This window comes from Lysobacter humi (ex Lee et al. 2017) (assembly GCF_054781815.1).
In genome coordinates this window covers 177,766-204,409 of sequence record NZ_BAAGTR010000012.1, presented here as the reverse complement: position 1 = coordinate 204,409, position 26,644 = coordinate 177,766, and the positions used below count along the sequence as shown (strand labels likewise).

The window sequence follows — 26,644 nt, the reverse complement described above, 5'->3', positions numbered from 1 at the left end:
CCTGGCGTCGCGGAAGGCGATGTGGCGGGGATCAGTTCGCCTTGTGGATCGCCCGCTTGTGCACGGCCATGGCGGCATCGTGCACGGCTTCCGAGAGGCTCGGATGCGCGTGGCAGATGCGCGCGAGATCATCGGCGGAGCCCTTGAACTCCATCGTCAGCACGCCCTCGTGGACGAGTTCGGAGACGTTGGCGCCGACGAGGTGCATGCCGAGCACCGTGTCGGTCTCCGCATGCGCCAGCACCTTCACGAAGCCGGCCGGCTCGCTCATCGCGACCGCGCGACCCACGGCGGCGAACGGGAAGCTGCCGGCCTTGTAGGGGACGCCCTCGGCCTTGAGCTGCTCCTCGGTCTTGCCGACCCAGGCGATCTCCGGCTCGGTGTAGATCACCCACGGGATCGTGTCGAAGTTCACGTGGCCCGGCAGGCCCGCGATCAGCTCGGCCACGGCGATGCCTTCCTCGAAGCCCTTGTGCGCGAGCATCGGGCCGCGCACGCAGTCGCCGACCGCCCACACGCCGTCGACGCCGGTGTGGCAGTGCTCGTCGACCTGGATCTGCCCGCGCTCGTTGAGCTGCACGCCGGTGCCCTCGGCGAGCAGGCCCCGCGTCGCGGCACGGCGACCCACGGCGACGAGCAGCTTGTCGACCACCAGTTCCTGCGCCGCGCCGGAGGCGTCGGTGTAGGCGACATGCACGCCGTCAGGTTGAACGTCGGTGTTCGACACCTTGCAGCCGAGGCGGATGTCGAGGCCCTGCTTCTTGAACTCGCGCGCCGCGACCTTGCTGGCCTCGCCATCGGCCGCCGACAGGAACGTCGGCATGCCCTCGAGGATCGTGACCTCCGCGCCGAGGCGGTTCCACACGCTGCCGAGCTCCAGGCCGATCACGCCCGCGCCGATCACGCCCAGACGCTTCGGTACCTCCGTGAAGTCCAGCGCGCCGACGTTGTCGACGACGTGCTCGCCGAACTTCGCGAACGGCAGCTCGATCGAATCCGAGCCGGCTGCGATGATGACGTTCGTGCCCTTGAGCTCCACGGTGGTGCCGTCGTGCTGCTTCACCGTCACCACATTGCCCGGCTGCAGCTGGCCGAAGCCGTAGAACGCGCTCACCTTGTTCGCCTTGAACAGCTGTGCGATGCCGCCGGTGAACTGTTTGACGATCTTGTCCTTGCGGCCGACCATCGTGCCGACGTCGATCTTCGCGTTGTCGAACGCGATGCCGTGGTCGCCGAAGATGTGGTGCATGTTCCAGAACTGTCGCGACGAGTCGAGCATCGCCTTGGACGGGATGCAGCCCACCCGCAGGCAGGTGCCGCCGAGGGCCGGCTTGCCGTCCTTGCCTAGCGCCGCGTCGATGCAGGCGGTCTTCAGGCCGAGCTGCGCGGCGCGTATGGCGGCGTGGTAGCCCGCGGGGCCTGCGCCGATCACGACGACGTCGAATTGCTGCTGTTCGCTCATCTCAGAAAATTTCCCTTGTTCGTGATGCGACGGACCCTCTGGACGAGGGTCCAGGCGGGCATTACATGCCCAGCAGCATGCGGTGCGGGTTCTCGAGCTGGTTCTTGATGTCGACGAGGAACAGCACCGCGTCCTTGCCGTCGATGATGCGGTGGTCGTAGCTCAGCGCGATGTACATCATCGGCGCCGCGACCACCTGGCCGTTCTCGACGATCGCGCGCTCCTTGATGGCGTGCATGCCGAGGATCGCGGACTGCGGCGGGTTGACGATCGGCGTCGACATCAGCGAGCCGAAGGTGCCACCGTTGGTGATCGTGAACGTGCCGCCCTGCAGGTCTTCCAGACCGAGCTTGCCGTCGCGCGCCTTCTTGGCGTAGCCGGCGATGCCCGACTCGATGTCCGCGAACGACATGCGCTCGACGTTGCGCAGCACCGGCGTCACGAGGCCCTTGTCGGTCGACACGGCGATCGAGATGTCGGCATAGCCGTGGTAGATCACGTCGTTGCCGTCGACCGACGCATTGATGATCGGATGGCGCTGCAGCGCGTTGGCCGCCGCCTTGGCGAAGAAGCTCATGAAGCCGAGCTTGATGCCATTGGCCTTCTCGAAGGACTCCCCGAGTTCCTTGCGCATCGCCATGACCTTGCCGAGGTTGACCTCGTTGAACGAGGTCAGCATCGCGATGGAGTTCTTCGACTGCATCAGTCGCTCGGCGATGCGCGCGCGCATGCGCGTCATCGGCACGCGCTCTTCCGGACGCGCGCCCTGGGCGCCGCCGACGCCGCCGGACTTGGCGTAATTGACGATGTCTTCCTTCGTCACCGCGCCGCGGCGGCCGGTGCCGGCCACGTCCGTGGCGTTGACGCCCGACGTCTCGGCCGCGAAGCGCGCGCCCGGAGGAAGCTGCGCATTCGCGGCCGACGGAGCAGCCTGCGCAGCCGGCGCGGGCGCCGCGGCGATCGCCTTCGGATCGACGGCGGCGGCGCTGGACGCCGGCTGCGCTTCCATCGTCGTGGTCGGAATGGTCTGGTTGGCCGACGCCGGGGCCGCGCCCGTAGCGCCGGCCTCGACGATCGCGATCACCTGCTCGCTGTTGACCGTCGCGCCGGTCTCGAAGCGGATCTCCTTGAGCACGCCGTCGACGGGCGAGGGCACTTCGAGCACGACCTTGTCGGTCTCGAGGTCGACGAGGTTCTCGTCGCGCTTGACCGCGTCGCCGGGCTTCTTGTGCCAGGTGGCGATGGTGGCGTCGGAAACCGACTCGGGCAGCACGGGAACCTTGATTTCGGTGCTCATCGGGAAATCGTCCTCAGGGAAGTTGGATCGGGCCGGTCACCCGGCCTTCGAATCGTGTCGCGCCATCGCGGGGCGGGGCCCGCGGCGGCTCATTCGTCGCAGTGCTCGCCGTTGAGCGGGTTCACCAGCGCGTCGGCGATCAGCTGGTTCTGCTCGCGCACGTGGTCGGCGAAGTGGCCGGCCGCGGGCGACGGCGAGCGCGAGCGCCCGGCGTAGTGCAGCGACTGCTTCGCGCCCAGGCAGGCGACGAGGTGATGGCGGATCTGGTACCACGCCCCCTGATTCATGGGCTCTTCCTGGCACCAGACCACGTCCTTCGTGGCGTACTTCGCGAGCTCGGCCTTCAGCTCGACACGCGGGAACGGATAGAGCTGCTCGATGCGGATCAGCGCCACGTCGTTCGCGCCGCGCTTCTGCATGTCCTCAAGCAGGTCGTAGTAGACCTTGCCGCCGCAGAGCACCACGCGCTTGGCCTTCTTCGGGTCCGCGTACGTATCCGGGATCAGCGTCTGGAACGTGCCGCGGGCCAGCTCGTCAAGCGACGACACCGCCATCTTGTGACGCAGCAGCGACTTCGGCGTCATGACCACCAGCGGCTTGCGCGTGGTCATGAGCATCTGCCGGCGGATCATGTGATACGCCTGCGCCGGGGTCGTCGGGGTGCAGACGATCATGTTGTCGAGCGCGCAGAGCTGCAGGTAACGCTCCAGGCGCGCGGAGCTGTGCTCGGGGCCCTGGCCTTCGTAGCCGTGCGGCAGGAACAGCGCGAGCCCGCACAGGCGGCCCCACTTCGCCTCGCCCGAGGACAGGAACTGGTCGATCACCACCTGCGCGCCGTTCGCGAAGTCGCCGAACTGGCCTTCCCAGATGTCGAGCGTCATCGGGTCGGCGGTGGAGTAGCCGTACTCGAACGCCATGACGGCTTCCTCGCTGAGCAGCGAGTCGATGATCGCGACGTCGTTCGGGTTCTTCACCAGCCCGCGCAGCGGCAGGTAGTACTCGTCGGTCGACTGCTCGTGCAGGATCGCGTGGCGGTGGAAGAACGTGCCGCGGCCGCAGTCCTGGCCGACGAGGCGGAGCTTGTAGCCCTGGTCGAGCAGCGTGGCGTAGGCGAGGTTCTCGGCGAAGCCCCAGTCGCCCGCGAGCTCGCCCGCGGTCATCCTGCGGCGGTCGTCGTAGATCTTCGCGACGCGCGCATGCAGCTTGATGCGCTCGGGGATGGTGTTGATCGCCTGCGCGAGCTCGGCGAGGCGCACGGCGTCGAACGTGGTGTCGACCGGGTCGGACAGCTTGCCCGACAGGTAGCGCGACCAGTCGACGGTGAACTCGTCCGGCGTGACGTCGGTCAGCTCGGCGGCGACCTCGCCCGCGTCGAGGCGCGCGCGGTAGCCGTCGGCGATCGCCTGCACCTGCTCGGCGGGCAGCACGCCCTGCTCGACGAGGCGGCGGCCGTAGAGCTCGCGCGGCGTCGGGTGCTTGCGGATCACCTGGTACATCAGCGGCTGCGTGGCCGCCGGCTCGTCCGCCTCGTTGTGGCCGTGGCGGCGGTAGCAGACGAGGTCGATGACCACGTCCTTGCCGAACGTGTTGCGGAAGTCGAGCGCGAGCTCCCCGCAGAAGAGCACCGCGTCCGGGTCGTCGCCGTTCACGTGCAGCACCGGGGCGCCGACCATCTTCGAGACGTCGGTGCAGTAGAGCGTGGAGCGCGCGTCCTGCCGCTCGCTGGTCGTGAAGCCGACCTGGTTGTTGATCACGATGTGGATCGTGCCGCCGACCGCGAAGCCGCGGGCCTGCGACATCTGGAACAGCTCCATCACCACGCCCTGGCCGGCGAAGGCGGCGTCGCCGTGCATCAGCACCGGGATCACCTGGCGACGGGTCTCGTCGCCGCGGCGCGTCTGCCGCGAGCGCACGCTGCCGGCGACGACCGGATCGACGATCTCGAGATGCGACGGATTGAAGGCGAGCGCGAGGTGCACCGGGCCGCCAGGCGTGGCGACGTCGGCGGAAAAGCCCATGTGGTACTTGACGTCGCCCTGGTGGGCGAGGTCGGTGTGCATGTGCTCGAAACGCCCCTCGAACTCGTCGAACAGATGACGCGGCGGCTTGCCGAGCGTGTTGACCAGCACGTTGAGGCGGCCGCGATGGGCCATGCCCATCACGATCTCCTTGGCGCCCTGCGTGCCGGCGCGGCGGACCATGTCGTCGAGCAACGGGATCAGTGCGTCGCCGCCTTCCAGCGAGAAGCGCTTCTGGCCGACGTACTTCGTGCCCAGGTAGCGCTCCAGGCCGTCGGCCGCGGTGAGGCGCTCGAGCACGCGCACGCGGTCCTCGGCGCTGCGCGCGTAACGGCCGCCGGCCTTTTCCATGCGCTCGTAGAGCCAGCGGCGCTGGTCGGCCTCGGCGATGTGCATGAACTCGGCGCCGACGGTGCCGGTGTAGGTCGACTTCAGCAGCGCGACGATGTCGCGCAGCTTCATGCGGTCACGGCCGCCGAGGCCGCCGGTGCTGAACTCGACGTCGAGGTCGCGCTCGTTAAGGCCGTGGAAGCCGAGCTCCAGGTCGGGCGCCTCGGGCTTCGTCTCGAGGCCCAGCGGATCGAGCTCGGCCGCGAGGTGGCCGCGCGAGCGGTAGGCGATGATCAGCTTGCCGACGGCGCGCTGGCGCTCGTCACCGGCCTCGGTGCCGGCCGTCGAGACCGAGCCGCGCGCCGCGTCGCGTGCGGCGACGCCGATGGCGTCGATCACCGCCGAGTGCGGCACCTCGGCCGTCGAGCCGCCACGGACGCCGTCGAAGTAGGCCTTCCATTTCGGGTCCACGCTCTCCGGCGAGACCAGGTACTGCTCGTACAGATCCTCCACGAAGGCGGCGTTGGCGCCGAGCTGGGAGGACTGGGCAAACTGCTTGAGAAGGCTGTCCACGTTGACGGTCGGGGTTCTCGAGGGTGAGGCGAGGAGCGCCCGGCGGCCGGCGAGGACATGCATGGAGCGGCCGGAACGGGGATCGGGCGCCAAAGACGCGGAATTATAGCGGGAGCCGGGGGCGGGCGGCCGCATCGCGGCCGTTCGGCGAGCGTCAGATGCCGAGCGCGCGCAGCTCCGTGGCGGGCCGCGCGCGGGCCCAGGCCTCGTCGAACGTGGCGCGCAGCTGGCGCGCACGCGCCGCGCCGTCGATCTGCGCCTCGCCGTCGAGTCGGTGCCCGAGCGGCCGGAAGTACCAGCTGCCGATGTCGTTCGCGAGGAAGGCCGAGGGATAGGTGAGGTCGACCGGCTCCTCGATCACCCGCAGCTCGAAGGCGCTCGGCAGGCGCTGCGCGAGCCCGATCAGCGGGGCATGCGCACGCTGCGGGGTCGCGACGTCCTGAAGCAGCAGGCGCAGGGTGCCGCCGCGGGTGGCGAGCCGACGGAACGCCGCGAGCACCTCGGCGCGGTCGAAGAGGCCGGGATCCATCTCGCGGCTGTAAGCCACCGCGGCGCGGCGGGCCTGCGCGAGCACGGCGATCGTGGCCGCGGCGGCCTGCCGGGCGGTCTCGACGGTCGCCGGCTGGTCGAGCATGCGGCGCATCGCCTGGTGCTGGATGCCCGCTTCCTCGAAGCGCTCGCCATGGGGCAGGAAGCCCTCCACGGCGTAGAAGCCCTCGGCGTCGACCTGGGCGTTCAGCAGCACCTCGCGCAGCCCGCGCTCGCGCGCCGCGTCGACGAGCGCGCGCAGCAGGGCCCGGCCGACGCCGGCGCCCCGCCAGTCGCGCAACACGGCCATTCGGCCGATCTTGCCGGCGGGCGACATGCGCCCGGTGCCGACCGGCCGGCCGTCGTCCGCCGTGGCGAGCACATGCACGCAGGCCGGATCCAGGTCGTCGAGTTCGATCTCGATCGGGACCCGCTGCTCCTGCACGAATACGGGATCCCGCACGGCGCGCAGCGCGGGCAGCGCCGAGCCGTAGTCGACGACCGCGACGCGGAGGCCGCGCGGGCTCATGCCTCGTCCTCGGCGAGCTGGTAGTGGCCGCCGGCGACGAGCTCGGTGACCGCGGCGCGTCCGGCGGCGCCGAGTCGCAGGAACGCCCCGGCGTCCAACGTCGGCGCGTTCGCGATGCGGCGCGCGTCGGCGGCGGGCATCGCGAGCACCTGGCCTGCGACGTAGAGATGCGCACCCTTGGTCGCGCGGCGCCAGGCCATGCGGCTGAAGGGATTGCGCACGAGCACCGCGCCGTGGCGGAGCGCCTGGTCGAGCGGGCCGGTCGACGGTGCGCCGCACGGCGCCGCGACGATCCCGCTGCTGCGGTACGTCGTGATGAAACGTCCGAACCAGTCGCCGAGGCGATCGGGATCGTTCATTCGCAGCAGGTTGAGCGCCTCGACCACGCGCCCCATCGCCGCGGCGTCGATCTCCGAGGGGTCGGCGGGTGGCGCGAGGTCGGGATCGCGATAGCGCAGCGCCTCGTCCGCATCGGCAGCGAGCGTGTCGACGAAGTCGCCGAGCAGCTCCGCGGCCGAGGGCGCGCGCATGCCGACCGAGAAGGTCAGGCAGGCGTCTTCCGCGACGCCGTGGTGCGGCACGCCGGGGGGCAGGTAGAGCATGTCGCCGGGCTCGAGCACCCAGTCATGCGTGGGGGTGAACTCGCGCAGCAGCTTGATCTCGGCGTCGCCGCGGAACTCGAGCGGCGGACTGGGCGAGGCGTCGATCTGCCAGCGACGCCGGCCCTGCGCCTGCAGCAGGAAGACGTCGTACTGGTCGACATGCGCGCCGACCGAGCCGCCCGGCGCGGCGAAGGAAACCATGATGTCGTCGATGCGCCAGCGCGGCAGGAAATCGAACCTCGCGAGCACCGCCGCGACGTCGGCGTCCCACTTGTCGACGTCCTGCACCAGCAGCGTCCAATCGTGGTGGGGCATGCCGGGAAACTCGTCTTCCTCGAACGGCCCCGTGCGCAGCGTGTAGCGGTCGGTCGCGCGGTCGTGGCTGATGATCCGCGACAGCGCCATTTCCTCGCAGGCGAGGCCGGCGAGGTCCTCGGGCTCGATCGGGCTGACGAATCCCGGGAACGCGCCGCGGATGAGCAGCGGCCGCTTCTGCCAGAACTCGCGGAGGAAGCGCCCGGCGGGCATGCCGAGCGGAAGGGCGCGGCGGGCATCGATCTCGATCACGGGGTCGCGGTCTCCTCGGCGAGGCGGGCATCGAGGCGACGTCGCGCGGCGGCGACGTAGTCCCGGCAGGCGCCGCGTGCCACGAGCGGCTGCGTCGCGCCCGGCCCGAGCCGCGACCATAGCGCGCTGGCCTGCGGATGCGGCGTCAGCAGGACGTCGCAGGGCAGGGCCGCCACGCGCTCGAACGTGGCGTGGAAGGCCGGGACCACCGTGGGGTTCGCACGGGCATCGCTGAAGCGATAGCCCGGGGCGCTCACGGCCGTGAGGCTGTCCGCATAGGCGATGTCGACGCAGCCGGCGGCGTCGCAGGAGCGCCAGGTCCAGCTCGTACCGCCCGGCGCATGGCCGGGGGTGGCCTGTGCGGTGAACGTGAGCGCGCCGACGCGCAGGGCTTCGCGGTCGGCGATCGTCCGCACGGCCGAGACCGGCGCGAACGGGGACAGGCTGCCGTGCTGGGGATCGCCGGGCAGGCTGCGGCCGGTGCGCAGCACCGTCGCGGCATCGACCATCGCGACCACCGTCGCGCCCGATTCGCGCTGTAGGGTCGCCACCCCGCCGACATGGTCGTGGTGCACGTGCGAGGTGAGGATGTAGCGCACGTCGCGGATGTCGACCCCCAGCATGCGCAGGTTCGCGAGCACCTGCGTCGCGCCGTTCTCCGTGCCGCTGTCGATCAGGACGTGTCCGGCAGGCGACGCGACGAGCAACGCGGTGATCCCGCACGTGCCGACGTACCACGTGTCGCCGTGCACGCGCCGGGGCGACGCGGGATCGTCCCAGCCGGCGTCCGCCGCGCACGGGCTCGGCGGCGCCGAAGGCGGCATCGGCATGCGCACGACCTGCCGCGTCGCCGCGACCGGTGCCGTCGCGGGCTCCGGCCGCGACGCGGCGCAGGCCGCCAGCAGCATCGAGGACACTGCCGCCGCAACCATCGGCATCGCGTGCTTCATCAGACGTCCTGCGCGAAACGCGCCGCGAGGCCGGTGTAGCTCGACGGCGTCATCGCGAGCAGGCGTGCCTTCGCATCCGCGGGCAGGTCGAGGCCCTCGATGAAGCCACGCATCGACGCTTCGTCGATGCCATGCCCTCGCGTGAGCGCCTTGAGCTGCTCGTAGGGCTGCGGCAGGCCGTAGCGGCGCATCACCGTCTGCACGGCCTCGGCGAGCACTTCCCACGCCGTGTCCAAGTCGGCCGCGAGGCGCTCGGGATTCGCGCTGAGCTTGCCGAGCCCGCGCATGAGCGCATCGATGCCGATCAGCGCATGGCCGAAGGCGGTGCCGAGTGCGCGCAGCACGGTGGAATCGGTGAGGTCGCGCTGCCAGCGGCTGATCGGCAGCTTCGCCGCGAAATGTTCGAACAGCGCGTTCGCGATGCCGAAGTTGCCCTCGGCGTTTTCGAAGTCGATCGGGTTGACCTTGTGCGGCATCGTCGAGCTGCCCACTTCGCCGGCCTTCACCGCCTGCCTGAAATAGCCGAGCGAGATGTAGCCCCAGACGTCGCGGCACAGGTCGATGCAGATGGAGCCGACGCGCTTCATCGCATCGGAGATCTCGGCGATGCCGTCGTGCGGCTCGATCTGCGTGGTGTAGGGCTGCCACTGGAGGCCCAGCGACTCCACGAAGCGCTGCGAGAAGGCCGGCCAGTCCACCTCGGGGTAAGCCGCGACGTGCGCGTTGAAGTTGCCGACCGCGCCGTTGATCTTGCCCGGCATCGGCAGCGCCTCGAGCACCTCGCGCTGGCGCTCCAGGCGTGCGACGACGTTCGCCAGCTCCTTGCCGACGGTGGTCGGTGACGCCGTCTGCCCGTGCGTGCGCGAGAGCATCGGCAGCCCCGCATGGGCATGGGCCATGTCGCGCAGCTTGGCGACGAGCTCGCGAAGGCGCGGGAGCATGACGCCCTCGCGTGCCTCGCGAAGCATGAGCGCATAGCTGAGGTTGTTGATGTCCTCCGACGTGCAGGCGAAGTGCACGAACTCGAGCGTGGGCGCGAGCTCGGCATCGCCCTGCAGGCGTTCCTTGATGAGGTACTCGACCGCCTTGACGTCGTGGTTGGTGGTGCGCTCGATCTCCTTGACGCGAGCGGCGTCCGCCACCGAGAGGCCCGAGGCGAAGGCGCGCAGCCGCGCCTGTTGCGCCTCGGAGAACGCCGGCAACTCGGGGATGCCGGCCTCGGCACCCAGCGCGATCAGCCATTCGATCTCCACGTGCACGCGCGCACGGATCAGCCCGTACTCGGAAAACACCGGCCGCAGCGTGTCGACCTTGCCCGCGTAGCGGCCGTCGAGCGGGGAGAGGGCGAGGAGCGGGGTGTCGGCGGGGCTGGACATGGGCGTCGGCGCGTCGGTGGGGCCGCAATTCTAACGGGCGGGGCCGGCCCGGCCGGCGCGTATACGCCGCACGGCGTAGGCTCGCGCGGAACCCCACGGAGGCGAGCATGGCCAGGTCAGGCGATCAGTACCGGATCGAGCGCGACAGCATGGGCGAGCTGCAGGTGCCCGCGGATGCCCTCTGGGGCGCGCAGACGCAGCGCGCCGTCGAGAATTTCCCGATGTCGGGCCAGCGCATGCCGCGTGCCTTCATCGAGGCGCTGGGGCTGATCAAGGCAAGCGCCGCGGACGTCAATGCGAAGCTCCGCCTGCTGCCGGAGGACGTCGCGGCCGCGATCGCGGAGGCCGCGCAGGCGGTCGCCGACGGCGCGCACGACGCGCATTTTCCCGTCGACGTTTTCCAGACCGGCTCGGGCACGTCGAGCAACATGAATGCCAACGAGGTCATCGCCGCGCTCGCCAGCCGCGCCGGCGCGCGCGTGCATCCCAACGACGACGTGAACCTCGGCCAGAGTTCGAACGACGTGATCCCGACGGCGATCCGCGTCGCCGCGACGGTCGCCTGCGCACGGGACCTCCTGCCGGCCCTCAAGCACCTGCGCGACACGATCCGGCGGCGTGCGCGCGCCTTCGCGAAGGTCACCAAGACCGGGCGGACGCACCTGATGGACGCGATGCCGCTCACCTTCGGGCAGGAGTTCGGCGCCTGGGCGTCGCAGGTCGAGTCGGCGCGGCTGCGCATCGAGGATGCGCTCGGGCGCCTGCGTCGGCTGCCCATCGGGGGCACGGCGATCGGTACCGGCATCAATGCGCATCCGCGCTTCGCGCTGCAGGTCGCGCGGGTGCTGTCGCGGCGGGCGGGCGTGAAGTTCGAGGCCGCGGAGGACAAGTTCGAGGGCATCGCCTCGCAGGACGACGCCGTGGAGCTCTCGGGCCAGCTCAATGCGCTCGCGGTGGCGCTGATGAAGATCGCCAACGACCTGCGCTGGATGAATTCGGGGCCGCTGGCGGGCCTGGGCGAGATCGAGCTGCCGGCGCTGCAGCCGGGCAGCTCGATCATGCCGGGCAAGGTGAATCCGGTCGTGCCCGAGGCCGTCGCGATGGCCTGCGCGCAGGTGATGGGGCACCACACGGCGATCACGGTCGCCGGGCAGAGCGGCAACTTCCAGCTCAACGTGATGCTGCCGCTGATCGCGCTCGACCTGCTCGACGGCATCGTACTGATGTCCAATGCCTCGCGTCTGCTGGCGGACCGCGCGATCGACGGGCTCAAGGTGCGCGACGACCGCATCCGCGGCGTGCTGGACCGCAATCCGATCCTCGTGACCGCGCTGAACCCGGTGATCGGCTACGAGAACGCGGCGGCGATCGCGAAGCAGGCCTACAGGGAGCAGCGGCCGGTCCTGGACGTGGCGGCGGAGGCTACGGGCCTTCCCCGTGCCGAGCTGCAGAAACTGCTGGATCCCGCCCAGCTGACGCAGGGCGGGATCCGGGAAGGGCTGGGCGGAGGCGGCTAGGCGTCAGCCGGTCGGATCCGGGAGCTCGGGAAGCTTCGGAAGTTCCGGCTTGCCGAGCACGTCCTTCGCGGTGAGTTGCTTCGCGCCCTGTGCCGCGGCCGCAGGGGCGGGTGGCGCGCCGGGAGCGGTCGGCGCGGCCGGCGGGGTCGGCGCCTTGCCGTCCATCGCATCCTTGCGGCAGTCGTCGAAGTCCTCCTTCTCCATCGTCGCGTAGGGCGCGAAGGCGGGAAGGGCGACGGCGAGCTTCTGCTGCGCCTCGAACATGGCCGGCAGGCGATCACAGAGCTTGAGTGCGGCGACGCGGATCGGCTCGGCCTGGGCTTCGACGCGCTTATCGACCTCGTCGGCCCTCCCGCTGAAGACGCCCCGCACGGCCTCGCCGACGGCACGCGCGGCAAGGCGCGCGCCCTGCACGCCGACATCCATGCCGGCCGAGGCGACCCCCGCGACCTGGGCGCGGTAGTCGAGCAGCATCATGCGCTGCTCGTCGGTGATCGCCACGGCCTTTCCGTCGATGAGCAGGTCGCCCTTGGGCGTGATCTCGGCCTTGGGCGCATCGCCCCGGCCGTCCAGGCCGATGTTGCCCTGGGCCATCTTCGTGCGCGCCTCGTCCATGGCGGCCTGCATGTTCGTTTCGACATTGCGCTCGATCGCAGTGCCCGACTCCTGGGCGGTGCGGGCCTCCTCGCGACCGGGGTTGCAGCCGGTGAGGGCAGCGGCGACGGCGAGGGCCAGCAGTGCGTTGCGGTAGCGGTTCATGGCATGTCTCCGGTTCGGGGGAGCGAGGGCCTCAGCCCTCGTCCCTCCAGCGGCGCAGGCGGACGGCGGCGAGGATCATCAGCACCCCGGCCACCACACCGATCCACAGGTCGGCCGTGCCGGCGAGCGCCCAGTGGTCGGCGGCATTGAGCGCCATGCCGATGTCTTCCGGGCCGTTGATGTGGTCGCCCGGATCGCCACCGAGCCGCGGCATCCAGGTGCCGGGGAAGACGCTCAGCAGGCCGCGGTAGGCGACGGTGTACCAGAGCGGGCCGACGTCGAGACCCATGTTCGTCACCACGTTCGCGAAGCTGATCAGCGCGCAGCCCAGCACGGGGATCATCACGGCCCAAAGGAACGGCTTGGAGCGCGATGCGGCGGAGCAGAGCATCAGCCAGCCCACGGCGGGGAGCGACCAGAGGGCGTACAGCGGGACCAGCCCGATGGCGTTGGAGATCACGCGCGCCGGATGCGAGTAGGTGAAGATCCCGCCGGCACCCGGAAGCCCGTTGATGCTGGTGGTGAGCGCCGCGACGATCCAGAGCAGCAGGCCCACGAGGATGCCGATCGCCATCGCGAGCAACGGGGCGAGGGCGAGCGCCCAGGTGACCTTCGCGCCGACGGTGCTGGCGTCGGACACCGGCAGCGACTTCCAGAACAGCACGCTGCGGTCCTTGCGGTCGTCGTAGAGACTGCCGAGTGCGTAGAAGAACACCACGAAGCCCAGCACCATCAGGCTGATGCCGATGCCGCCCATCAGGGCGACGTCGCCGGCGCCGCCGAGCACGCGGGCGACCTCGTCCGGATCGGCATTGCCGATCTCGATCTGGTTGGCGTGCCGCGCCTTGGCGATGCTGCCGCCGATGGCCCCGAGGATCGTAAAGAGCAGGGTGATGGCGCCCGCGATCAGCGGGGCCCAGAAGAAGCCGCCGCGGTGCTCCCAGAACTCGCGCTTGAGCAGCAGCTTGAACTTGTGCGTGGCGTGCGGCGGGGCGACGGGGCGGCGCTGCGGCAGGGTATCGGTCATCGTGTTCATGCGTAGGTCCCCTTCATGGTGGCCACGAACAGGTCGGCCAGGCCGGGCGTGCGGGTCTCGCCGAGCTGCGCGAGGCGATCCGGGTCGGCGCCGTCGAAGAGCATCACGGTCTTGCCGAAGGGCAGGGCGCGCTCGTCGACCGGCTTGAGCGCGCGGGCCGCGTCGAGCTGGTGCTGGTCGACGAGCACCTCGGCATAGCGCTCGCCGAGCGTGTCCATCTGCGCGTCCAGCACCACCTTGCCGTCACGGATGAAGATCACGTCCGTGAGGATGTGCTCGATCTCCTCGACCTGGTGCGTCGTGACGATGATCGTCTTCTCCTCGTCGAAGTAGTCCTCCAGCAGGCGCTGGTAGAACTGCTTGCGGTAGAGGATGTCAAGGCCGAGCGTGGGCTCGTCGAGCACCAGCAGCTTGGCGTCGATCGCCATGACCAGCGCCAGGTGCAGCTGCACGATCATGCCCTTGCTCATCTCGCGGACGCGCATGTTCGGCTTGAGCTGCGTGCCGGCGAGGAAGCGCTCGCAGCGGGCCATGTCGAACCGCGGATGCACGCCGGCGACGAACTCGATGGCTTCCTTGACCTTGATCCAGCGCGGCAGCACGGCCACGTCGGCGATGAAGCAGACGTCCTGCATCAGCTCGTCGCGCTGGGTGCGCGGATCACGGCCGAGGACCGACATCTCGCCTTCGAACGGGATCAGGCCGAGCATCGCCTTTAGGGCGGTCGTCTTGCCGGCGCCGTTCGGGCCGATCAGCCCGACGATGCGGCCGGCCGGGATCTCGATGGCCGTGCCGTCGAGCGCGACCTTGTTCTTGTAGGCCTTGCGCAGGCCGCGGGCGCGGACCACGGTGGCCGGGGTGGACACGTTCACTTCGGCGTTCATTGCATGCCCTCCCGGCGGCCGGCGGCGGCCATCAGCTCGTCGAGCTGCAGGCCGAGGCGCGCGATGCGTTCCATGACGAGCGGCCACTCCTCCTTGAGGAAGCGCTCGCGTTCATTGGTCAGGAGCTTCCTGGCGGCTTCTTCGGTGACGTACATGCCCAGTCCTCGGCGTTTTTCGACCAGTGCTTCATCCGCGAGCTCCTGGTAGGCCCGCGAGACGGTGATGGGGTTGAGCTGGTACTCGGCGGCGACCTGCCTGACCGAAGGCAGGGGATCGCCGGGCTTGAGCAGACCGTCGAGCATCATGGCGATGACGCGGTCCTTCAGCTGGCGGTAGATGGGAGCGCCGTCGCTCCATTGGATGGCGGCCATAGCGATCAGCCCCGCGGGACGAAGGAGAAATAGGGCATCGCGGCGGAGTGGCGCATGCGGACGGCATGGGCGACCTTGCGCTTGGCGATGACGACGACCGGCGGGCGCGCCGGGGTGGCGGTGGACTCGACGGCGACCGCGGCATGGGCCACGGCCGGCGCGCTGAACGGAACGGCCGCCATGACGAACGCGCCGACCGTGAGGGCGGAAGCGGCCAGGGCGAGCGCTGTCAGGCTGTTGCGGAGCTTGCGGAACATGGCAAACCTCCTCGTTGGTTGACCGGTGTTGTAGGCAACTATAACACCAATTTACTGGCCGTCAACGGTCGGTCCCCCAACTGATGGCATAGGTCCCTGAACTGCCGCCGCGCGCCGTGATTGCCGCAGCCGGGGCCCGTCGTGACAATACGGGCCCCGCGCCGCGGACCGGCGCCGCCCAGGAGTTCCCCATGCATTCCACCGTCCGCGCCGCCGTCGTGCTCGGCGCCGCCCTCGTGTTCGCGCCGCCGGCCGCTTCGCAGAAGGCACCCGCCGCACCGGCCGCCACGAAGGCCGCGCGCGCCGCGCCGCTCACCGCGCTGACCACGCAGCGCCAGAAGGTGAGCTACATGGTGGGCACCGACGTCGCGCAGTCGATCGCGCCCGTCGCCGAGGACCTCGACGTCGCCGAGTTCGAGCGCGCGATCCGCAATGCCTTCGCCGGCGGCTCGCCGCTGATCACGCCCGAGCAGGCGAAGGCCACGCACGAAGCACTCATGAAGCGCATCGCCGTGCGCCGCGGGCAGGCACCGGCGGGCACCACGCCGCCGCCCGTGTCGAAGGCGCATGTCGCCGCGCTGGTGGGCGCGGACGTCGGTCGTTCGCTCGAGGCCATCAAGGACGAGCTCGAGCTGCCGGTGCTGATCCAGGCGGTGTCGACCGTGTTCTCGAAGGGCACGCTGCTGATGACGGATGCCGAGCGCACCGCGCTGCGCGAGCAGTTCGCGCGCGAGGTCAGCACCAAGCTGCAGGCGCGCGCCGCCGCGCAGGCGACGTCGAACAAGGAAGCGGGCGCGAAGTTCCTCGCGCAGAACAAGACGCAGAAGGGCGTGTTCACCACGGCGTCCGGCCTGCAGTACATGGTGCTGCGCCAGGGCTCCGGCGCCCGGCCGCGCGCGACCGACCGGGTGCGCGTGAACTACGAGGGCCGCCTGCTCGACGGCACGGTGTTCGACAGTTCCTACAAGAACGGCCAGCCCGTCGACTTCATGCTCAAGCAGGTGATCCAGGGCTGGGCCGAAGGCGTGCAGCTGATGCCGGTGGGCGCGAAGTACCGTTTCTGGATTCCGGCCGAACTCGGTTACGGTGAGCGCGGTGCCGGTGCGCAGGTCGGACCGAACGCCACGCTCGTCTTCGACGTCGAGCTGCTCTCCATCACGCAGTGAACCGCGGCCCCGCCGCTTAGACCTAAGGAAACCCGATGACCGCTCACCCGATGCGCCTGCTCGCGCTCGCCACGTTCGCCGTGGCCCTCGCCGGCACCGCCGGCTGCAACCGCACGGCCGAGAATTCCGCGGCGAAGTCCGCCGACGCGAAGAACGACCCGAACGCGATCGCAGGCCTCAAGGACGAGAAGGAGCGCGTGAGCTACATGATCGGCCTCGACATCGCGCAGACGCTGCAGCCGGTGAAGGACGAGATCGACATCCCGACGCTCGAGAAGGCGCTGCGCACGTCGCTCAAGGGCGAGAAGCCGTTGATGGACGAGAAGCAGGCGCAGCAGGTGCGCGACGCCTTCGCGCAGAAGATCCAGATGAAGCGCATGTCCGAGCAGATGGAGGCCGCGAAGAAGAACGCCGAGGCCGGCCGGGTCTTCCTCGCCGAGAACGGCAAGAAGCCGGGCGTCAAGACCACGGCGACCGGCCTTCAGTACCAGGTGCTGAAGGAAGGCACCGGCCCGAAGCCGAAGGAATCCGACCTGGTGCGCGTGCACTACGTCGGCACGCTGCTCGACGGCACCAAGTTCGACAGCTCGATCGACCGCGGCCAGCCGGCCACGATCCCGCTGCAGCAGGTCGTGCCGGGTTGGCGCGAGGGCGTGCAGCTGATGAGCGTCGGCAGCAAGTACCGCTTCTGGGTGCCCGCGGCACTGGCCTACGGCGAGGCCGGCACGCCCGGCGGCGGCCCGATCGGCCCGAACTCGACGCTCGTCTTCGAAGTGGAACTGCTCGGCATCGGCGACGCCGGCGGCGCGCCGCAGCCCACCCCGGGCGGCTGATCCGGACCGCCGCGTGCGCGTTGCGATCTTCGGCACCGGCTACGTCGGCCTGGTCACGGGAACGTGCCTGGCCGACGTCGGCCACGACGTCACCTGCGTGGACATCGACGCCGCGAAGGTCGACGCGCTCACGCGCGGCGAGATCCCGATCTTCGAGCCGGGGCTCGCACCGATGGTGCGCGCGAACCATGCGGCCGGCCGCCTGCATTTCACGACCGATGCGGAATCGGCGGTCGCCGCGGGCGACGTGCTCTTCATCGCCGTGGGCACGCCGCCGGGTGAGGACGGCAGTGCGGACCTGCGACACGTACTCGCGGTGGCGTCGACGATCGGGCGGCACCTCGACCGCCCCGCGATCGTGGTGAACAAGTCCACGGTGCCGGTCGGCACCGCGGACCGCGTCCGGCAGGCGATCGACGGCGAGCTGCGCGCACGTGGTGTCGACGTCGCCTTCGGTGTTGCGTCGAATCCGGAGTTCCTGAAGGAAGGCGACGCCGTCAACGACTTCATGCGGCCCGACCGCATCGTGATCGGCGCGAGCGACGGCTATGTCGTCGATCGACTCAAGCGGCTCTACGCGCCCTTCAATCGCAACCACGAACGCATCGTGGTGATGGACGTGCGCTCGGCGGAACTGACGAAGTACGCCGCGAACGCGATGCTCGCCACGAAGATCTCCTTCATGAACGAGATGGCGAACATCGCCGAGCGCGTTGGCGCGGACATCGAGATGGTCCGCCTCGGCATCGGATCCGATCCGCGCATCGGCTGGCATTTCATCTACCCGGGCGCCGGCTACGGCGGCTCGTGCTTTCCGAAGGACGTCAAGGCGCTCGCGCGCACCGCCGACGAAACCGGCTATCGCGCGGAGCTCCTCGATGCGGTGGAGGCGGTCAATGCGCGGCAGAAGGGCCACCTCGCCGAGCTCGTGCTGCGCCATTACGACGGCGACATCCGCGGCAAGACGTTCGCTGTCTGGGGCCTTGCGTTCAAGCCGAACACCGACGACATGCGCGAGGCGTCGAGCCGCGTGCTGCTTGAGAGGCTCTGGGCAGCGGGCGCCATCGTGCGCGCCTACGACCCCGAAGCGCGCGACGAGGCGCAGCGGATCTTCGGCGAGCGCGACGACCTGGTGCTCTGCGACAACGCGCGCGCCGCGCTCGTCGACGCCGACGCGCTGGTCGTGGTGACCGAATGGAAGCAGTTCCGTAGCCCGGACTTCGACCGCCTGCGCGCCGCGCTCGCCGATGCGGTGATCTTCGATGGCCGCAACATCTACCACCCGGACGAGGTCGAGTCGGCGGGCCTCGCGTACTACGGTATCGGCCGCGGCCGATCGGTGCGGGCATGAGCGACATGGACGCACGAATCGTCGACCTCGAGACCCGGCTCGCCTTCCAGGAGCACGCCCTCGGCGAGCTGAGCGATGCGATGGCCGAGCTGCGCCAAGAAAACACGCGAACGCTGCTCATGCTGCAGCGCGCACTCGACGAGCTGCGCCTGATGCGCGCCTCGCTCGCGACCGACCTCACAGGCGATCCGGCCAGCGAGCCGCCGCCGCCCCATTACTGACGCCACGGACCATGAGCGACAGCATCCGCGACCAGCTCCTCGGGTTGGGCTTCAAGCCCGCGCCGAAGCCCCCCTCCAGGCCCCAGGCCCCTCAGCCCGGCGCGCGCAGGAACGAGACGCGTGGACAGGACCGCGGCAAGCCGGACGCGCGTCCGCAGCACCGCGGTGCCCAGGGTCGGCCCGGCAAGCCGGGTACGGCGGGCAGGCCCGGCGGCGCGGGCCAACGCACGCGCGCTGCGGAGATGGACCTCGGCAAGGCCTATGCGCTGCGCGCGCAGCGCGAGAAGGACGAGCGCATCGCCGCTGAGGCCGCGCGCCAAGAGGAGGCACGACTGCGCCGCGAAGCCCGCGCGAAGCTCGGCGACTACCTCAAGGACAAGGCGCTCAACGACAAGGACGCCGACATCGCGCGCCACTTCCCGTACGGCGGCAAGATCAAGCGGATCTACGTCAACGCGGAGCAGCTGCGCGCACTCAACGCGGGCGAGCTGGGCGTCGTGCAGCTGGACGGGCGCTACATTCTCGTGACGACCGAGGTGCTCGCCGAAGCGGAAGGGATTTTTCCCGCATGCGTCGCATTGCGCGTCGATCCGGATGCGCCTGCGAGCGACGATCCATACAGCGATCCTCAATACCAGGTGCCCGACGATCTTGTGTGGTAGTGCGTGAAGCGCCGCGCCGCGCCGCCTGAACGCCGAACGCGTCGGGTCGAGCGGATGGCGTGGTGCCGCAGCAGCTGGTCGCACGACCGCCTCCGCACCCTTGGCTGATGGTGGCGACGGCAGATCCCGCTGCGCCCAGCAACCCTACGCGTCTTCGTGGCGGACGATCACGAGCCGCCCCGGGCGCGTATTGAGACGGCCGTCTATTTCGCGGATCCTAAGCGTGACGGGCCCCGGGGGGTGGGCCCGAATGCCAGGGGATTCCATGGAAGTCAGGAACAGAGCCGCCGGATTGGCGGTCATGGCCGTGTTCGCATGTGCATCGGCAGGTGCGGTCGAGCGTGACCGTACCGCGCCTGCGGACGTCGGGTTTTCCGTTCGGGGCGAGGCTGTCGTCATCGACGTTCTGGCCAACGATGCGCCGGTCGGCGATAGGCTGCGCATCGGCCGGGTGCGTGACGGAGCACATGGCACGGCCGTCGTAGCCGACGGCCGTATCGTCTACACGCCGGACGCGGGATTCGCTGGCAGCGATCGCTTCACCTATGTCGTCCACCCGAAGGGCGGGGCGCCGCATACGGGCGTCGTCGACGTGCACGTCAGCCGCACGGGTGCGCGCGTCCGTATCGACGGGCGCGTGGTAGGTGGCCCGCTGAGTGGCGAGGTCTCGACCGTCATCGCGGGCCACCGCTTCGCGTCTCGAATCCAGGATGACCGCCGTTATTCGATCGATCTGCACGCACTGGACGGTGCCGCGCTCGTTCGCCTCGAGGCTCAAGGCGCCACCGTGGCGGGCGTCGAGACCCGGTACTTCGCGGATCTCGGGCCCGCGGCCGATCTCGAGCGGCTCGCCGGTGTGGATGGCGTGCTGGACGACGCCGAGACGCGGCGCGTGCGTATCTCGGCGCTCGGCACGGCCCATCACCTGCTTGCGGCTTCCGCGCTGGGTGGCGCCATCGACAATGCGCGTGCGCTTCGGCAGGCATCGGAACACGTCGACCCGGAGCAGCTGTTGCGCGGCGCAGCCCTGGTGCATCTGCTGGCAGAGGGTGTGCCACTCCCGGCCGGGGCCACGCCGTCGACCCTGCTCGGCGATGCCGCCGTCCGGGAGGCTTTCATCGCCTCGCTCCCGGCGGGTCGCCTCGATGCCGCAATCGCTACGCAGCATGACGTTGCGCGAGAGGTGGCGGGGTTTGGCACCTCCGGCGGTGCGACCGGCTACGCGCTGACGTACGCGAGCGCGCCGGGTACCGTGCGCGTCGGGCGGCTTGGGCAAGCGCTGATCGAGTTCGGCGGGCGTACTGCGGCCGACGCCGGCACCGGGCGTTATATCGCGGAGACGTTCCGCAGCGGCGACGTGGCGAATTGGGTACGCGTCGACGGTCGGATCTCGGTGATGCTCGACGAGCCGGTCGTCAGCTACAGCTTTCCCTTCAACGCGTGCGCGCGTCAGGATCGTGAGGTCCTGTCGCTGCGCAGCCTCGACCTGGCGCGTCTCCACGATGGCGATGGCGTGGACGTCGTCGAAGTGACCTACCTCTACGACCGCGTTACCGAAGATCTCATGCCCGGCGATGCGTGCGTGCCGCGCGAGGCGGGGCAGGTGATGGCGGCGCGGCGCTTCGTCGCATTCGAGTCGGGCGCTGGCGAACGGCCCTTTACTGACTCCGCCGGGACGGGTGAACGGCTGGTGCCGGACGTGTCTGCGCGCTACAGCCCGGACGGGCTACCGGCATGGGGCGCACGAATTGCGGACCTCTCCGCGCCTGAGGCGCGGACCGAAGTGATCGGCGGGCGCCTGCGATTCCAGGACCCGAGCGGTGACACGTTCTACGAGGTCCGTCGCCTCACGGAGGACGGGCAGGGCGCCGACGGCGTGATGGCGGTCGCCTACCGCCGCGATGGCACGCGCTCGGTCAAGGCCGACATGTCCGTCGTGCGCGATGCGGCTTTTGCCTTCCGTGCCGAGGCGATGGCCGGCACCTACGAGAGCGGCTTCAACCTGAGCGATTCGTTCCCGATCGGCGCCACGGTGCTGTTCGCGCGGATCCGCGATACAGGCAGCCCGATGCCGCAGGGCGACTATCTGCAGGTCTCGACGCCTGACGACGGCTCGCTTGTCGAATCCGTGACCGCACCGTTCAGCTGGATGGTCGATTCGCTCGGCCGCTGGCAGGCCGATAGCTATCGCCAGTTCGCGTTTCCGTCTGCGCTGCCCTACTGCCAGATCGGTGTACGCGGCTGCTACGTCAGTCAGCGGCGTAGCTGGATGCCGCTCGCGAGCTCGGGCGGCCGCGTTTACGTGCTGGAGTCGCTCGAGCAGTTCACCGCGTCCGGCGCGCGCAATGTGGTGAGCGTGCGCGCCAACTTCTACGACGCACAGCCCTGACGTGGCGCGGGCCCGACACCCGGCGTGTCGGGCCCGCATCGCCCCGCATCGGTCGCGGGGCTCGGCGGCCTAGTCCGGGTCGTAATCCAAGTTCGACGCCAACCACCGCTCCACGTGGGCGATCTCCACGCCCTTTCGCTTGGCATAGTCGGCGACCTGCTCGCGCGAGACACGGCCGACGACGAAATACTGACTGCCGGGGTGCGCGAAGTAGTAGCCCGAGACTGACGACGCCGGGTACATCGCGAAGCTTTCGGTGAGCTCGACGCCTGCATTGGCCGGCGCGTCGAGCATGCGGAAGAGCGTTGCCTTCTCGGTGTGGTCCGGGCAGGCGGGGTAGCCGGGGGCGGGGCGGATGCCGCGGTAGCGCTCCGCGATCAGGGCCTCGTTGTCGAGCGATTCGTCGGTGGCATAACCCCAGAACTCGCGCCGGACGCGCTGATGCAGGCGCTCGGCGAGCGCCTCGGCGAAGCGGTCGGCGAGCGCCTTGAGCATGATCGCGTTGTAGTCGTCGTGGGCGGCCTCGAAGCGCGCGACGTGCGGCTCGATGCCGATGCCGGCGGTCACGGCGAAGGCACCGATCCAGTCATCCCGTCCGGCGGCGGGGGCGATGAAATCGGACAGACAGAAATCGGGGCGGTCGACCGGCTTGTCCACCTGCTGACGCAGGAAGTGCAGCCGCACGCTCTCGCCCGCGCGATCGCCCGGCAGCACGTGGCGGAGCCCCGGGAGCCCGCTCGCCGCACCCTCGATGAGGCGCACGTCGACGTCGTCCCCAACGGAATGCGCGGGCCAGAGCCCGAAGACGGCCTTCGCCCGCAGCCAACGCTCCGCCACGATCCGATCGAGCATGGCGCGTGCGTCGCGATACAGCTCCCGCGCGTGCGCGCCGACGACGTCGTCGTCGAGGATCGCGGGATAGCGGCCGGCGAGTTCCCACGTGTTGAAGAACGGCGTCCAGTCGATGTACGGCACGAGCTCGGCGAGCGGGTAGTCGTCGAAGGCGTGGACGCCGGTCAGGCGGGGCTCGACGGGCACGTGCGTCGCCCAGTCGCCGTCGAAGCGCTGGGCGCGGGCCTTCTCCAGGCTCACGAGGCGCTTGCCGTCGCCCCGATTGCGGTGCCGCTCGCGGATCTCGGCGTAGTCCGCATCGTTGGCGGCGACGAACGGCGCGCGCAGGTCGGCGGAGATCAGCGACTGCGCGACGCCGACGGCGCGCGATGCGTCCTTCACCCAGACCGTCGGCGCCTTGTAGTGCGGGTCGATCTTCAGCGCCGTGTGCGCGCGCGACGTCGTCGCACCACCGATCAGCAGCGGCATGCGCAGGCCCTGCCGCTCCATCTCGCGCGCGACGTGGCTCATCTCCTCGAGCGACGGCGTGATCAGGCCCGACAGTCCGACGAGGTCGGCGTTCTCGGCCTTCGCGCGGTCGAGGATGACCTGCGTCGGCACCATCACGCCGAGGTCGATCACGTCGAAGTTATTGCAGGCGAGCACCACGCCGACGATGTTCTTGCCGATGTCGTGTACGTCGCCCTTCACGGTGGCCAGCACGATCTTGCCGTTGCTGCGGCCGGTGTCGCCGGTGCGCAGCTTCTCGGCCTCGATGTAGGGCAGCAGGTAGGCGACCGCCTTCTTCATGACGCGCGCCGACTTGACCACCTGCGGCAGGAACATCTTGCCGGCGCCGAACAGGTCGCCGACGACGTTCATGCCATCCATCAGCGGACCTTCGATGACGTCGAGCGGGCGCGTCGACTGCGCACGGGCTTCCTCGACGTCCGTCTCGATGAAGGCGTCGATCCCGTGCACGAGTGCGTGCGTCAGGCGCTCGCGGACGGGCTTCTCGCGCCAGCGCAGGTCCTCGACCTTCTTCTCGCCCTTCTTCCCCTTGTAGCGGTCGGCGATTTCGAGCAGCCGTTCGGTGGCGTCCTTCCGGCGGTTGAGCACGACGTCCTCGACGCGCTCGCGCAGCTCCGGCTCGAGGTCGTCGTAAAGGGGCAGGGCACCCGCGTTCACGATGCCCATGTCCATGCCCGCGCGGATCGCGTGGTACAGGAAGACGACGTGGATCGCCTGCCGCACCGGCTCGTTGCCACGGAACGAGAACGAGACGTTGGAGACGCCGCCGGAGACGTGGCTGTACGGAAAGCGCCGCTTAAGCTCGCGCGTGGCTTCGATGAAGGCGACGGCGTAGTCGTCGTGCTCCTCGATACCAGTGGCGATCGCGAAGACGTTCGGGTCGAAGATGATGTCCTCGGGCGGGAAGCCGATCGACTCGGTCAGCAGGCGGTAGGCCCGCGAGCAGATCTCCACCTTGCGCTCGACGGTGTCGGCCTGGCCCTGCTCGTCGAAGGCCATGACGACCACCGCGGCCCCGTAGCGGCGCACCAGGCGCGCCTGCCGCAGGAACTCCGCCTCGCCTTCCTTCATCGAGATCGAATTGACGATGCCCTTTCCCTGCAGGCATTTCAGGCCTGCCTCGATCACGCTCCACTTCGAGCTGTCGACCATCACCGGCACGCGGGCGATGTCGGGCTCGGCGGCGATGAGGTTGAGGAAATCGACCATCGCACGCTCCGAATCGAGCATGCCCTCGTCCATGTTGACGTCGATGACCTGCGCGCCGTTCTCCACCTGCTGGCGTGCCACGGCGACGGCCTCGTCGAAGCGGCCTTCGAGGATCAGCTTCTTGAACTGCGCCGAGCCGGTAACGTTCGTGCGCTCGCCGACGTTGACGAAATTCGTCTCCGGGGTGATCTGAAGCGGCTCGAGGCCGGCGAGGCGGGTGTGGCGGGGAAGCACGGCCATGGATCGTATGGGTCCTGCGTCGCGCGGCGGGCGCGTCGGAAATGAGGCGTGTCAGGCGGCAGCGACGAGCGCCGGGATTCGCCGCGGCGTCACGCCGTCGACCGCCGCCGCGATCGCTGCGATGTGCGCGGGCGTGGTGCCGCAGCAGCCGCCGACGAGATTGACGAGACCGGCGTTCGCGAACTCGCCCACCACTGCGGCCATGTCCTCGGGCGTTTCGTCGTAGCCGCCGAAGGCGTTCGGCAGGCCGGCGTTGGGGTGCGTGCTCACGTAGGCGTCGGCCACGCGGGCGAGCACGTCGACGTGCTGGCGCAGCTCGCGCGCGCCGAGCGCGCAGTTGAGCCCGATCGCGACCGGCTCGGCATGGCGCACCGAGTACCAGAAGGCCTCGGCGGTCTGGCCCGAAAGCGTGCGTCCCGAGGCGTCGGTGATCGTACCGGAGATCATCACCGGCAGCCGCGCGCCGCGGCCGTCGAAGGCTTCCTCGATCGCGAAGAGGGCGGCTTTCGCGTTGAGCGTGTCGAAAATGGTCTCGACCATCAGCACGTCGGCGCCGCCGTCGATCAGGCCGTCGCACGCCTCGCGGTAGGCGTCGCGGAGCTCGTCGAAGCGCGTCGCGCGGTAGCCGGGGCGATTGACGTCGGGGCTGAGGGAGGCGGTGCGGTTGGTCGGCCCGAGCACGCCTACCACGAAGCGTGGTCGCCCCGTTGCGGCTTCGGCCTCGGCACAGGCGTCGGCGGCGAGGCGCGCGCCGGCTTCGTTGAGCTCGCGCGCGAGATGCGACAGGCCGTAGTCGGCCAGCGAGATCGACGTCGAATTGAACGTGTTCGTCTCGACGAGATCGGCACCCGCGGCGAGGTAGTCGGCGTGGATGCCGCGGATCAGCTCGGGCCGGGTGAGGCTCAGGAGGTCGTTATTCCCGCGCTGGTCGTGCGCGCAGCCGCAGGCCGGGCCATGCGCGTGGCCCGTGGGCGCGGTAGCTGCGTCGAAGCCTTCGGCGAAGCGGTCGCCTCGGTAGTCGGCCTCACTCAGGCCGTGTTGCTGGATCATCGTCCCCATCGCGCCATCCAGCACGAGGATGCGGGAGGCGAGCGCGTCGAGCAGGGCGCCTGCGCGGTCGGCGCGCAGCCACGGCAGCCGATTCATGCAGTCCTCCGGCGCGGCGCGGTGGCCGTCGGCTTACGGGCGATCACCGCGATCACTTCGAAATGCGGCGGGCGGCGCTCGCGGGTCACCGTGCCGCTGCTCAGGACCTCCAGTCCGGCCTTTGCCGCGAACCGCTGCAGGTCCTTCTCGGCGAAGCCGAGGTTCACGTGGCCGTAGGCCTCGACGACGGCGCGGTGCTCGTGCCGTGCGAGGCTCGTCAGCAGCAGGCGTCCGCCCGGGCGAAGTACCCGCGCAGCCTCCGCGACTGCGGTGGCCGGCTGCTCGGCATAGGTGAGGGCATGCATCATCACGACGAGGTCGAAGACGCCGTCGTCGAAGGCGAGGGCATGCATGTCGCCCTCGTGCACCTCGACGTTTCCGAGCCTGCGCAACCGCTCGGACGCGGCCATCACCACCTTGCTGCTCGCGTCGAGGCAGACGTAGCGTCGCGCGTGCGGCGCGATCAGCTCGGCGAGCACGCCGTCGCCCGAGGCGATGTCGAGCACGTCGCCCGTCTCCATGAGCGGTAGGGCGGAGCGGGCGAGCGCCTCCCAGGTGCGGCCGGGCGAGTAGTGGCGCTCCATGTCGCCCGCCACCGTGTCGGCCCAGTTCTGCTCGGCGGCGCGGCTCGCCAGCACGCCCGGCACGCGCTCGGCGTCCTGGCGCAGCAGCGGGTCGTCGCTGCCGTCGCGGAGCATCGTCCAGAGGGCGCGCTGCGGGCCGTCCAGCGCCTCGTCGTCGAAGCGGTAGTAGGCCGAGACCCCGGCGCGACGGTCGCGGACGAGGCCGACGTCCTTGAGGCGCGCAAGGTGCGTCGAGACCCGCGGCTGGGCGAGCCGCGTGATGGCCGAGAGCTCGGCCACGGTGAGCTCCTCGCGCTCGAGCAGCGCGAGCAGGCGCACGCGGGTCGCGTCGGCGAAGACCTTGAGCTGGGCGGACCAGCCTTCGAGATCCATCGATGGTGCCTTTATCTTGGTATCGCGATGGAAAGATAAGTGTCCCCGCTGCG

General features: G+C 69.9%; 22 protein-coding genes. 7 read left to right on the top strand and 15 right to left on the bottom strand.

Annotated features, from left to right (window positions below):
* Nucleotides 1-31: 31 nt before the first annotated feature.
* The 7 genes from lpdA to purB form a co-directional block, all read right to left on the bottom strand.
* Nucleotides 32-1,462, bottom strand: a complete 1,431-nt coding sequence (gene lpdA, locus ACYVJJ_RS11975) for a dihydrolipoyl dehydrogenase (RefSeq protein WP_460833861.1) — start codon at nt 1,460-1,462, stop codon at nt 32-34.
* A gap of 61 nt (nt 1,463-1,523) precedes the next feature.
* The gene (gene sucB / locus ACYVJJ_RS11970; RefSeq protein WP_460833860.1) at nt 1,524-2,759 is read right to left on the bottom strand and encodes a dihydrolipoyllysine-residue succinyltransferase; all 1,236 of its coding nucleotides are present in this window, start codon (nt 2,757-2,759) and stop codon (nt 1,524-1,526) included.
* Between the two features lie 89 nt (nt 2,760-2,848).
* Nucleotides 2,849-5,680: a 2-oxoglutarate dehydrogenase E1 component gene (locus tag ACYVJJ_RS11965; protein WP_460833858.1), complete on the bottom strand. Its 2,832-nt coding sequence runs from the start codon at nt 5,678-5,680 to the stop codon at nt 2,849-2,851.
* 154 nt (nt 5,681-5,834) lie between these two features.
* Nucleotides 5,835-6,737 carry a GNAT family N-acetyltransferase gene (locus ACYVJJ_RS11960; RefSeq protein ID WP_460833857.1) on the bottom strand — a complete coding sequence of 301 codons (903 nt, stop codon included), beginning with the start codon at nt 6,735-6,737 and terminating at the stop codon, nt 5,835-5,837.
* Nucleotides 6,734-7,867, bottom strand: a complete 1,134-nt coding sequence (locus ACYVJJ_RS11955; RefSeq protein ID WP_460834672.1) for a ribosomal protein uL16 3-hydroxylase — start codon at nt 7,865-7,867, stop codon at nt 6,734-6,736. Before ACYVJJ_RS11955 ends, ACYVJJ_RS11960 begins: the two co-directional genes overlap by 4 nt.
* A gap of 35 nt (nt 7,868-7,902) precedes the next feature.
* The gene (bla, locus tag ACYVJJ_RS11950) at nt 7,903-8,856 is read right to left on the bottom strand and encodes a subclass B3 metallo-beta-lactamase (RefSeq protein WP_460833856.1); all 954 of its coding nucleotides are present in this window, start codon (nt 8,854-8,856) and stop codon (nt 7,903-7,905) included.
* Nucleotides 8,856-10,232, bottom strand: coding sequence for an adenylosuccinate lyase (purB, locus tag ACYVJJ_RS11945; protein WP_460833854.1), 1,377 nt, complete (start codon nt 10,230-10,232; stop codon nt 8,856-8,858). Before purB ends, bla begins: the two co-directional genes overlap by 1 nt.
* A 107-nt stretch (nt 10,233-10,339) precedes the next feature.
* On the opposite strand from purB, the gene ACYVJJ_RS11940 reads away from it, so the two are divergent.
* Nucleotides 10,340-11,749, top strand: a complete 1,410-nt coding sequence (locus tag ACYVJJ_RS11940) for a class II fumarate hydratase (RefSeq protein ID WP_460833853.1) — start codon at nt 10,340-10,342, stop codon at nt 11,747-11,749.
* 3 nt (nt 11,750-11,752) lie between these two features.
* Here ACYVJJ_RS11940 and ACYVJJ_RS11935 read toward each other — a convergent pair whose 3' ends face one another.
* Genes ACYVJJ_RS11935 through ACYVJJ_RS11915 form a run of 5 tightly spaced genes read right to left on the bottom strand, consistent with a single transcriptional unit; the run spans nt 11,753 to nt 15,056 of the window.
* Nucleotides 11,753-12,508 carry a hypothetical protein gene (locus tag ACYVJJ_RS11935; RefSeq protein ID WP_460833851.1) on the bottom strand — a complete coding sequence of 252 codons (756 nt, stop codon included), beginning with the start codon at nt 12,506-12,508 and terminating at the stop codon, nt 11,753-11,755.
* A gap of 31 nt (nt 12,509-12,539) precedes the next feature.
* Nucleotides 12,540-13,544 carry an ABC transporter permease gene (locus ACYVJJ_RS11930; protein WP_460833849.1) on the bottom strand — a complete coding sequence of 335 codons (1,005 nt, stop codon included), beginning with the start codon at nt 13,542-13,544 and terminating at the stop codon, nt 12,540-12,542.
* Nucleotides 13,541-14,428, bottom strand: coding sequence for an ABC transporter ATP-binding protein (locus ACYVJJ_RS11925; RefSeq protein WP_460833847.1), 888 nt, complete (start codon nt 14,426-14,428; stop codon nt 13,541-13,543). The genes ACYVJJ_RS11930 and ACYVJJ_RS11925 overlap by 4 nt, the downstream gene beginning before the upstream one ends.
* Nucleotides 14,425-14,799, bottom strand: coding sequence for a GntR family transcriptional regulator (locus tag ACYVJJ_RS11920; protein ID WP_460833846.1), 375 nt, complete (start codon nt 14,797-14,799; stop codon nt 14,425-14,427). Before ACYVJJ_RS11920 ends, ACYVJJ_RS11925 begins: the two co-directional genes overlap by 4 nt.
* A gap of 5 nt (nt 14,800-14,804) precedes the next feature.
* Nucleotides 14,805-15,056, bottom strand: a complete 252-nt coding sequence (locus ACYVJJ_RS11915) for a hypothetical protein (protein ID WP_460833844.1) — start codon at nt 15,054-15,056, stop codon at nt 14,805-14,807.
* A 191-nt stretch (nt 15,057-15,247) separates the two neighbouring features.
* Between ACYVJJ_RS11915 and ACYVJJ_RS11910 the strand changes: the two genes are divergently transcribed.
* The 6 genes from ACYVJJ_RS11910 to ACYVJJ_RS11885 all read left to right on the top strand — a co-directional run bounded on the left by ACYVJJ_RS11910 (nt 15,248) and on the right by ACYVJJ_RS11885 (nt 21,678).
* Nucleotides 15,248-16,222 (top strand): FKBP-type peptidyl-prolyl cis-trans isomerase N-terminal domain-containing protein, encoded by a 975-nt coding sequence (locus ACYVJJ_RS11910; protein ID WP_460833843.1) that lies wholly within the window; start codon nt 15,248-15,250, stop codon nt 16,220-16,222.
* 35 nt (nt 16,223-16,257) lie between these two features.
* Nucleotides 16,258-17,055: an FKBP-type peptidyl-prolyl cis-trans isomerase gene (locus ACYVJJ_RS11905; RefSeq protein WP_460833841.1), complete on the top strand. Its 798-nt coding sequence runs from the start codon at nt 16,258-16,260 to the stop codon at nt 17,053-17,055.
* 13 nt (nt 17,056-17,068) lie between these two features.
* On the top strand, nt 17,069-18,406 hold the full coding sequence (locus ACYVJJ_RS11900) for a UDP-glucose dehydrogenase family protein (RefSeq protein WP_460833840.1): 1,338 nt from the start codon (nt 17,069-17,071) through the stop codon (nt 18,404-18,406).
* Nucleotides 18,403-18,627: a SlyX family protein gene (locus ACYVJJ_RS11895; RefSeq protein WP_460833838.1), complete on the top strand. Its 225-nt coding sequence runs from the start codon at nt 18,403-18,405 to the stop codon at nt 18,625-18,627. The genes ACYVJJ_RS11900 and ACYVJJ_RS11895 overlap by 4 nt, the downstream gene beginning before the upstream one ends.
* Before the next feature lie 11 nt (nt 18,628-18,638).
* On the top strand, nt 18,639-19,289 hold the full coding sequence (locus ACYVJJ_RS11890; protein ID WP_460833836.1) for a DUF2058 domain-containing protein: 651 nt from the start codon (nt 18,639-18,641) through the stop codon (nt 19,287-19,289).
* Nucleotides 19,290-19,590: 301 nt separating this feature from the next.
* On the top strand, nt 19,591-21,678 hold the full coding sequence (locus tag ACYVJJ_RS11885) for an Ig-like domain-containing protein (protein ID WP_460833834.1): 2,088 nt from the start codon (nt 19,591-19,593) through the stop codon (nt 21,676-21,678).
* Between the two features lie 69 nt (nt 21,679-21,747).
* Here the strand turns inward: ACYVJJ_RS11885 and metH are convergent, their stop codons facing one another.
* Genes metH through ACYVJJ_RS11870 form a run of 3 tightly spaced genes read right to left on the bottom strand, consistent with a single transcriptional unit; the run spans nt 21,748 to nt 26,591 of the window.
* A complete protein-coding gene (metH, locus tag ACYVJJ_RS11880) occupies nt 21,748-24,489 on the bottom strand; it encodes a methionine synthase (RefSeq protein WP_460833832.1) in 2,742 nt (913 codons plus the stop codon).
* A gap of 51 nt (nt 24,490-24,540) precedes the next feature.
* Entirely contained in the window at nt 24,541-25,635 is a 1,095-nt protein-coding gene (locus ACYVJJ_RS11875; protein WP_460833830.1) for a homocysteine S-methyltransferase family protein, read from the bottom strand.
* Nucleotides 25,632-26,591, bottom strand: a complete 960-nt coding sequence (locus ACYVJJ_RS11870; protein WP_460833829.1) for an ArsR/SmtB family transcription factor — start codon at nt 26,589-26,591, stop codon at nt 25,632-25,634. Before ACYVJJ_RS11870 ends, ACYVJJ_RS11875 begins: the two co-directional genes overlap by 4 nt.
* Nucleotides 26,592-26,644 lie beyond the last annotated feature (53 nt).

Bases quoted from the DNA above. Each gene is read 5' to 3' on its own strand.
- lpdA (WP_460833861.1), bottom strand. From the start codon at position 1,462: ATGAGCGAACAGCAGCAATTCGACGTCGTCGTGATCGGCGCAGGCCCC.
- sucB (WP_460833860.1), bottom strand. From the start codon at position 2,759: ATGAGCACCGAAATCAAGGTTCCCGTGCTGCCCGAGTCGGTTTCCGAC.
- ACYVJJ_RS11960 (WP_460833857.1), bottom strand. From the start codon at position 6,737: ATGAGCCCGCGCGGCCTCCGCGTCGCGGTCGTCGACTACGGCTCGGCG.
- ACYVJJ_RS11955 (WP_460834672.1), bottom strand. From the start codon at position 7,867: ATGCCCGCCGGGCGCTTCCTCCGCGAGTTCTGGCAGAAGCGGCCGCTG.
- bla (WP_460833856.1), bottom strand. From the start codon at position 8,856: ATGAAGCACGCGATGCCGATGGTTGCGGCGGCAGTGTCCTCGATGCTG.
- purB (WP_460833854.1), bottom strand. From the start codon at position 10,232: ATGTCCAGCCCCGCCGACACCCCGCTCCTCGCCCTCTCCCCGCTCGAC.
- ACYVJJ_RS11940 (WP_460833853.1), top strand. From the start codon at position 10,340: ATGGCCAGGTCAGGCGATCAGTACCGGATCGAGCGCGACAGCATGGGC.
- ACYVJJ_RS11935 (WP_460833851.1), bottom strand. From the start codon at position 12,508: ATGAACCGCTACCGCAACGCACTGCTGGCCCTCGCCGTCGCCGCTGCC.
- ACYVJJ_RS11930 (WP_460833849.1), bottom strand. From the start codon at position 13,544: ATGAACACGATGACCGATACCCTGCCGCAGCGCCGCCCCGTCGCCCCG.
- ACYVJJ_RS11925 (WP_460833847.1), bottom strand. From the start codon at position 14,428: ATGAACGCCGAAGTGAACGTGTCCACCCCGGCCACCGTGGTCCGCGCC.
- ACYVJJ_RS11920 (WP_460833846.1), bottom strand. From the start codon at position 14,799: ATGGCCGCCATCCAATGGAGCGACGGCGCTCCCATCTACCGCCAGCTG.
- ACYVJJ_RS11915 (WP_460833844.1), bottom strand. From the start codon at position 15,056: ATGTTCCGCAAGCTCCGCAACAGCCTGACAGCGCTCGCCCTGGCCGCT.
- ACYVJJ_RS11910 (WP_460833843.1), top strand. From the start codon at position 15,248: ATGCATTCCACCGTCCGCGCCGCCGTCGTGCTCGGCGCCGCCCTCGTG.
- ACYVJJ_RS11905 (WP_460833841.1), top strand. From the start codon at position 16,258: ATGACCGCTCACCCGATGCGCCTGCTCGCGCTCGCCACGTTCGCCGTG.
- ACYVJJ_RS11895 (WP_460833838.1), top strand. From the start codon at position 18,403: ATGAGCGACATGGACGCACGAATCGTCGACCTCGAGACCCGGCTCGCC.
- ACYVJJ_RS11890 (WP_460833836.1), top strand. From the start codon at position 18,639: ATGAGCGACAGCATCCGCGACCAGCTCCTCGGGTTGGGCTTCAAGCCC.
- ACYVJJ_RS11885 (WP_460833834.1), top strand. From the start codon at position 19,591: ATGGCCGTGTTCGCATGTGCATCGGCAGGTGCGGTCGAGCGTGACCGT.
- metH (WP_460833832.1), bottom strand. From the start codon at position 24,489: ATGGCCGTGCTTCCCCGCCACACCCGCCTCGCCGGCCTCGAGCCGCTT.
- ACYVJJ_RS11875 (WP_460833830.1), bottom strand. From the start codon at position 25,635: ATGAATCGGCTGCCGTGGCTGCGCGCCGACCGCGCAGGCGCCCTGCTC.
- ACYVJJ_RS11870 (WP_460833829.1), bottom strand. From the start codon at position 26,591: ATGGATCTCGAAGGCTGGTCCGCCCAGCTCAAGGTCTTCGCCGACGCG.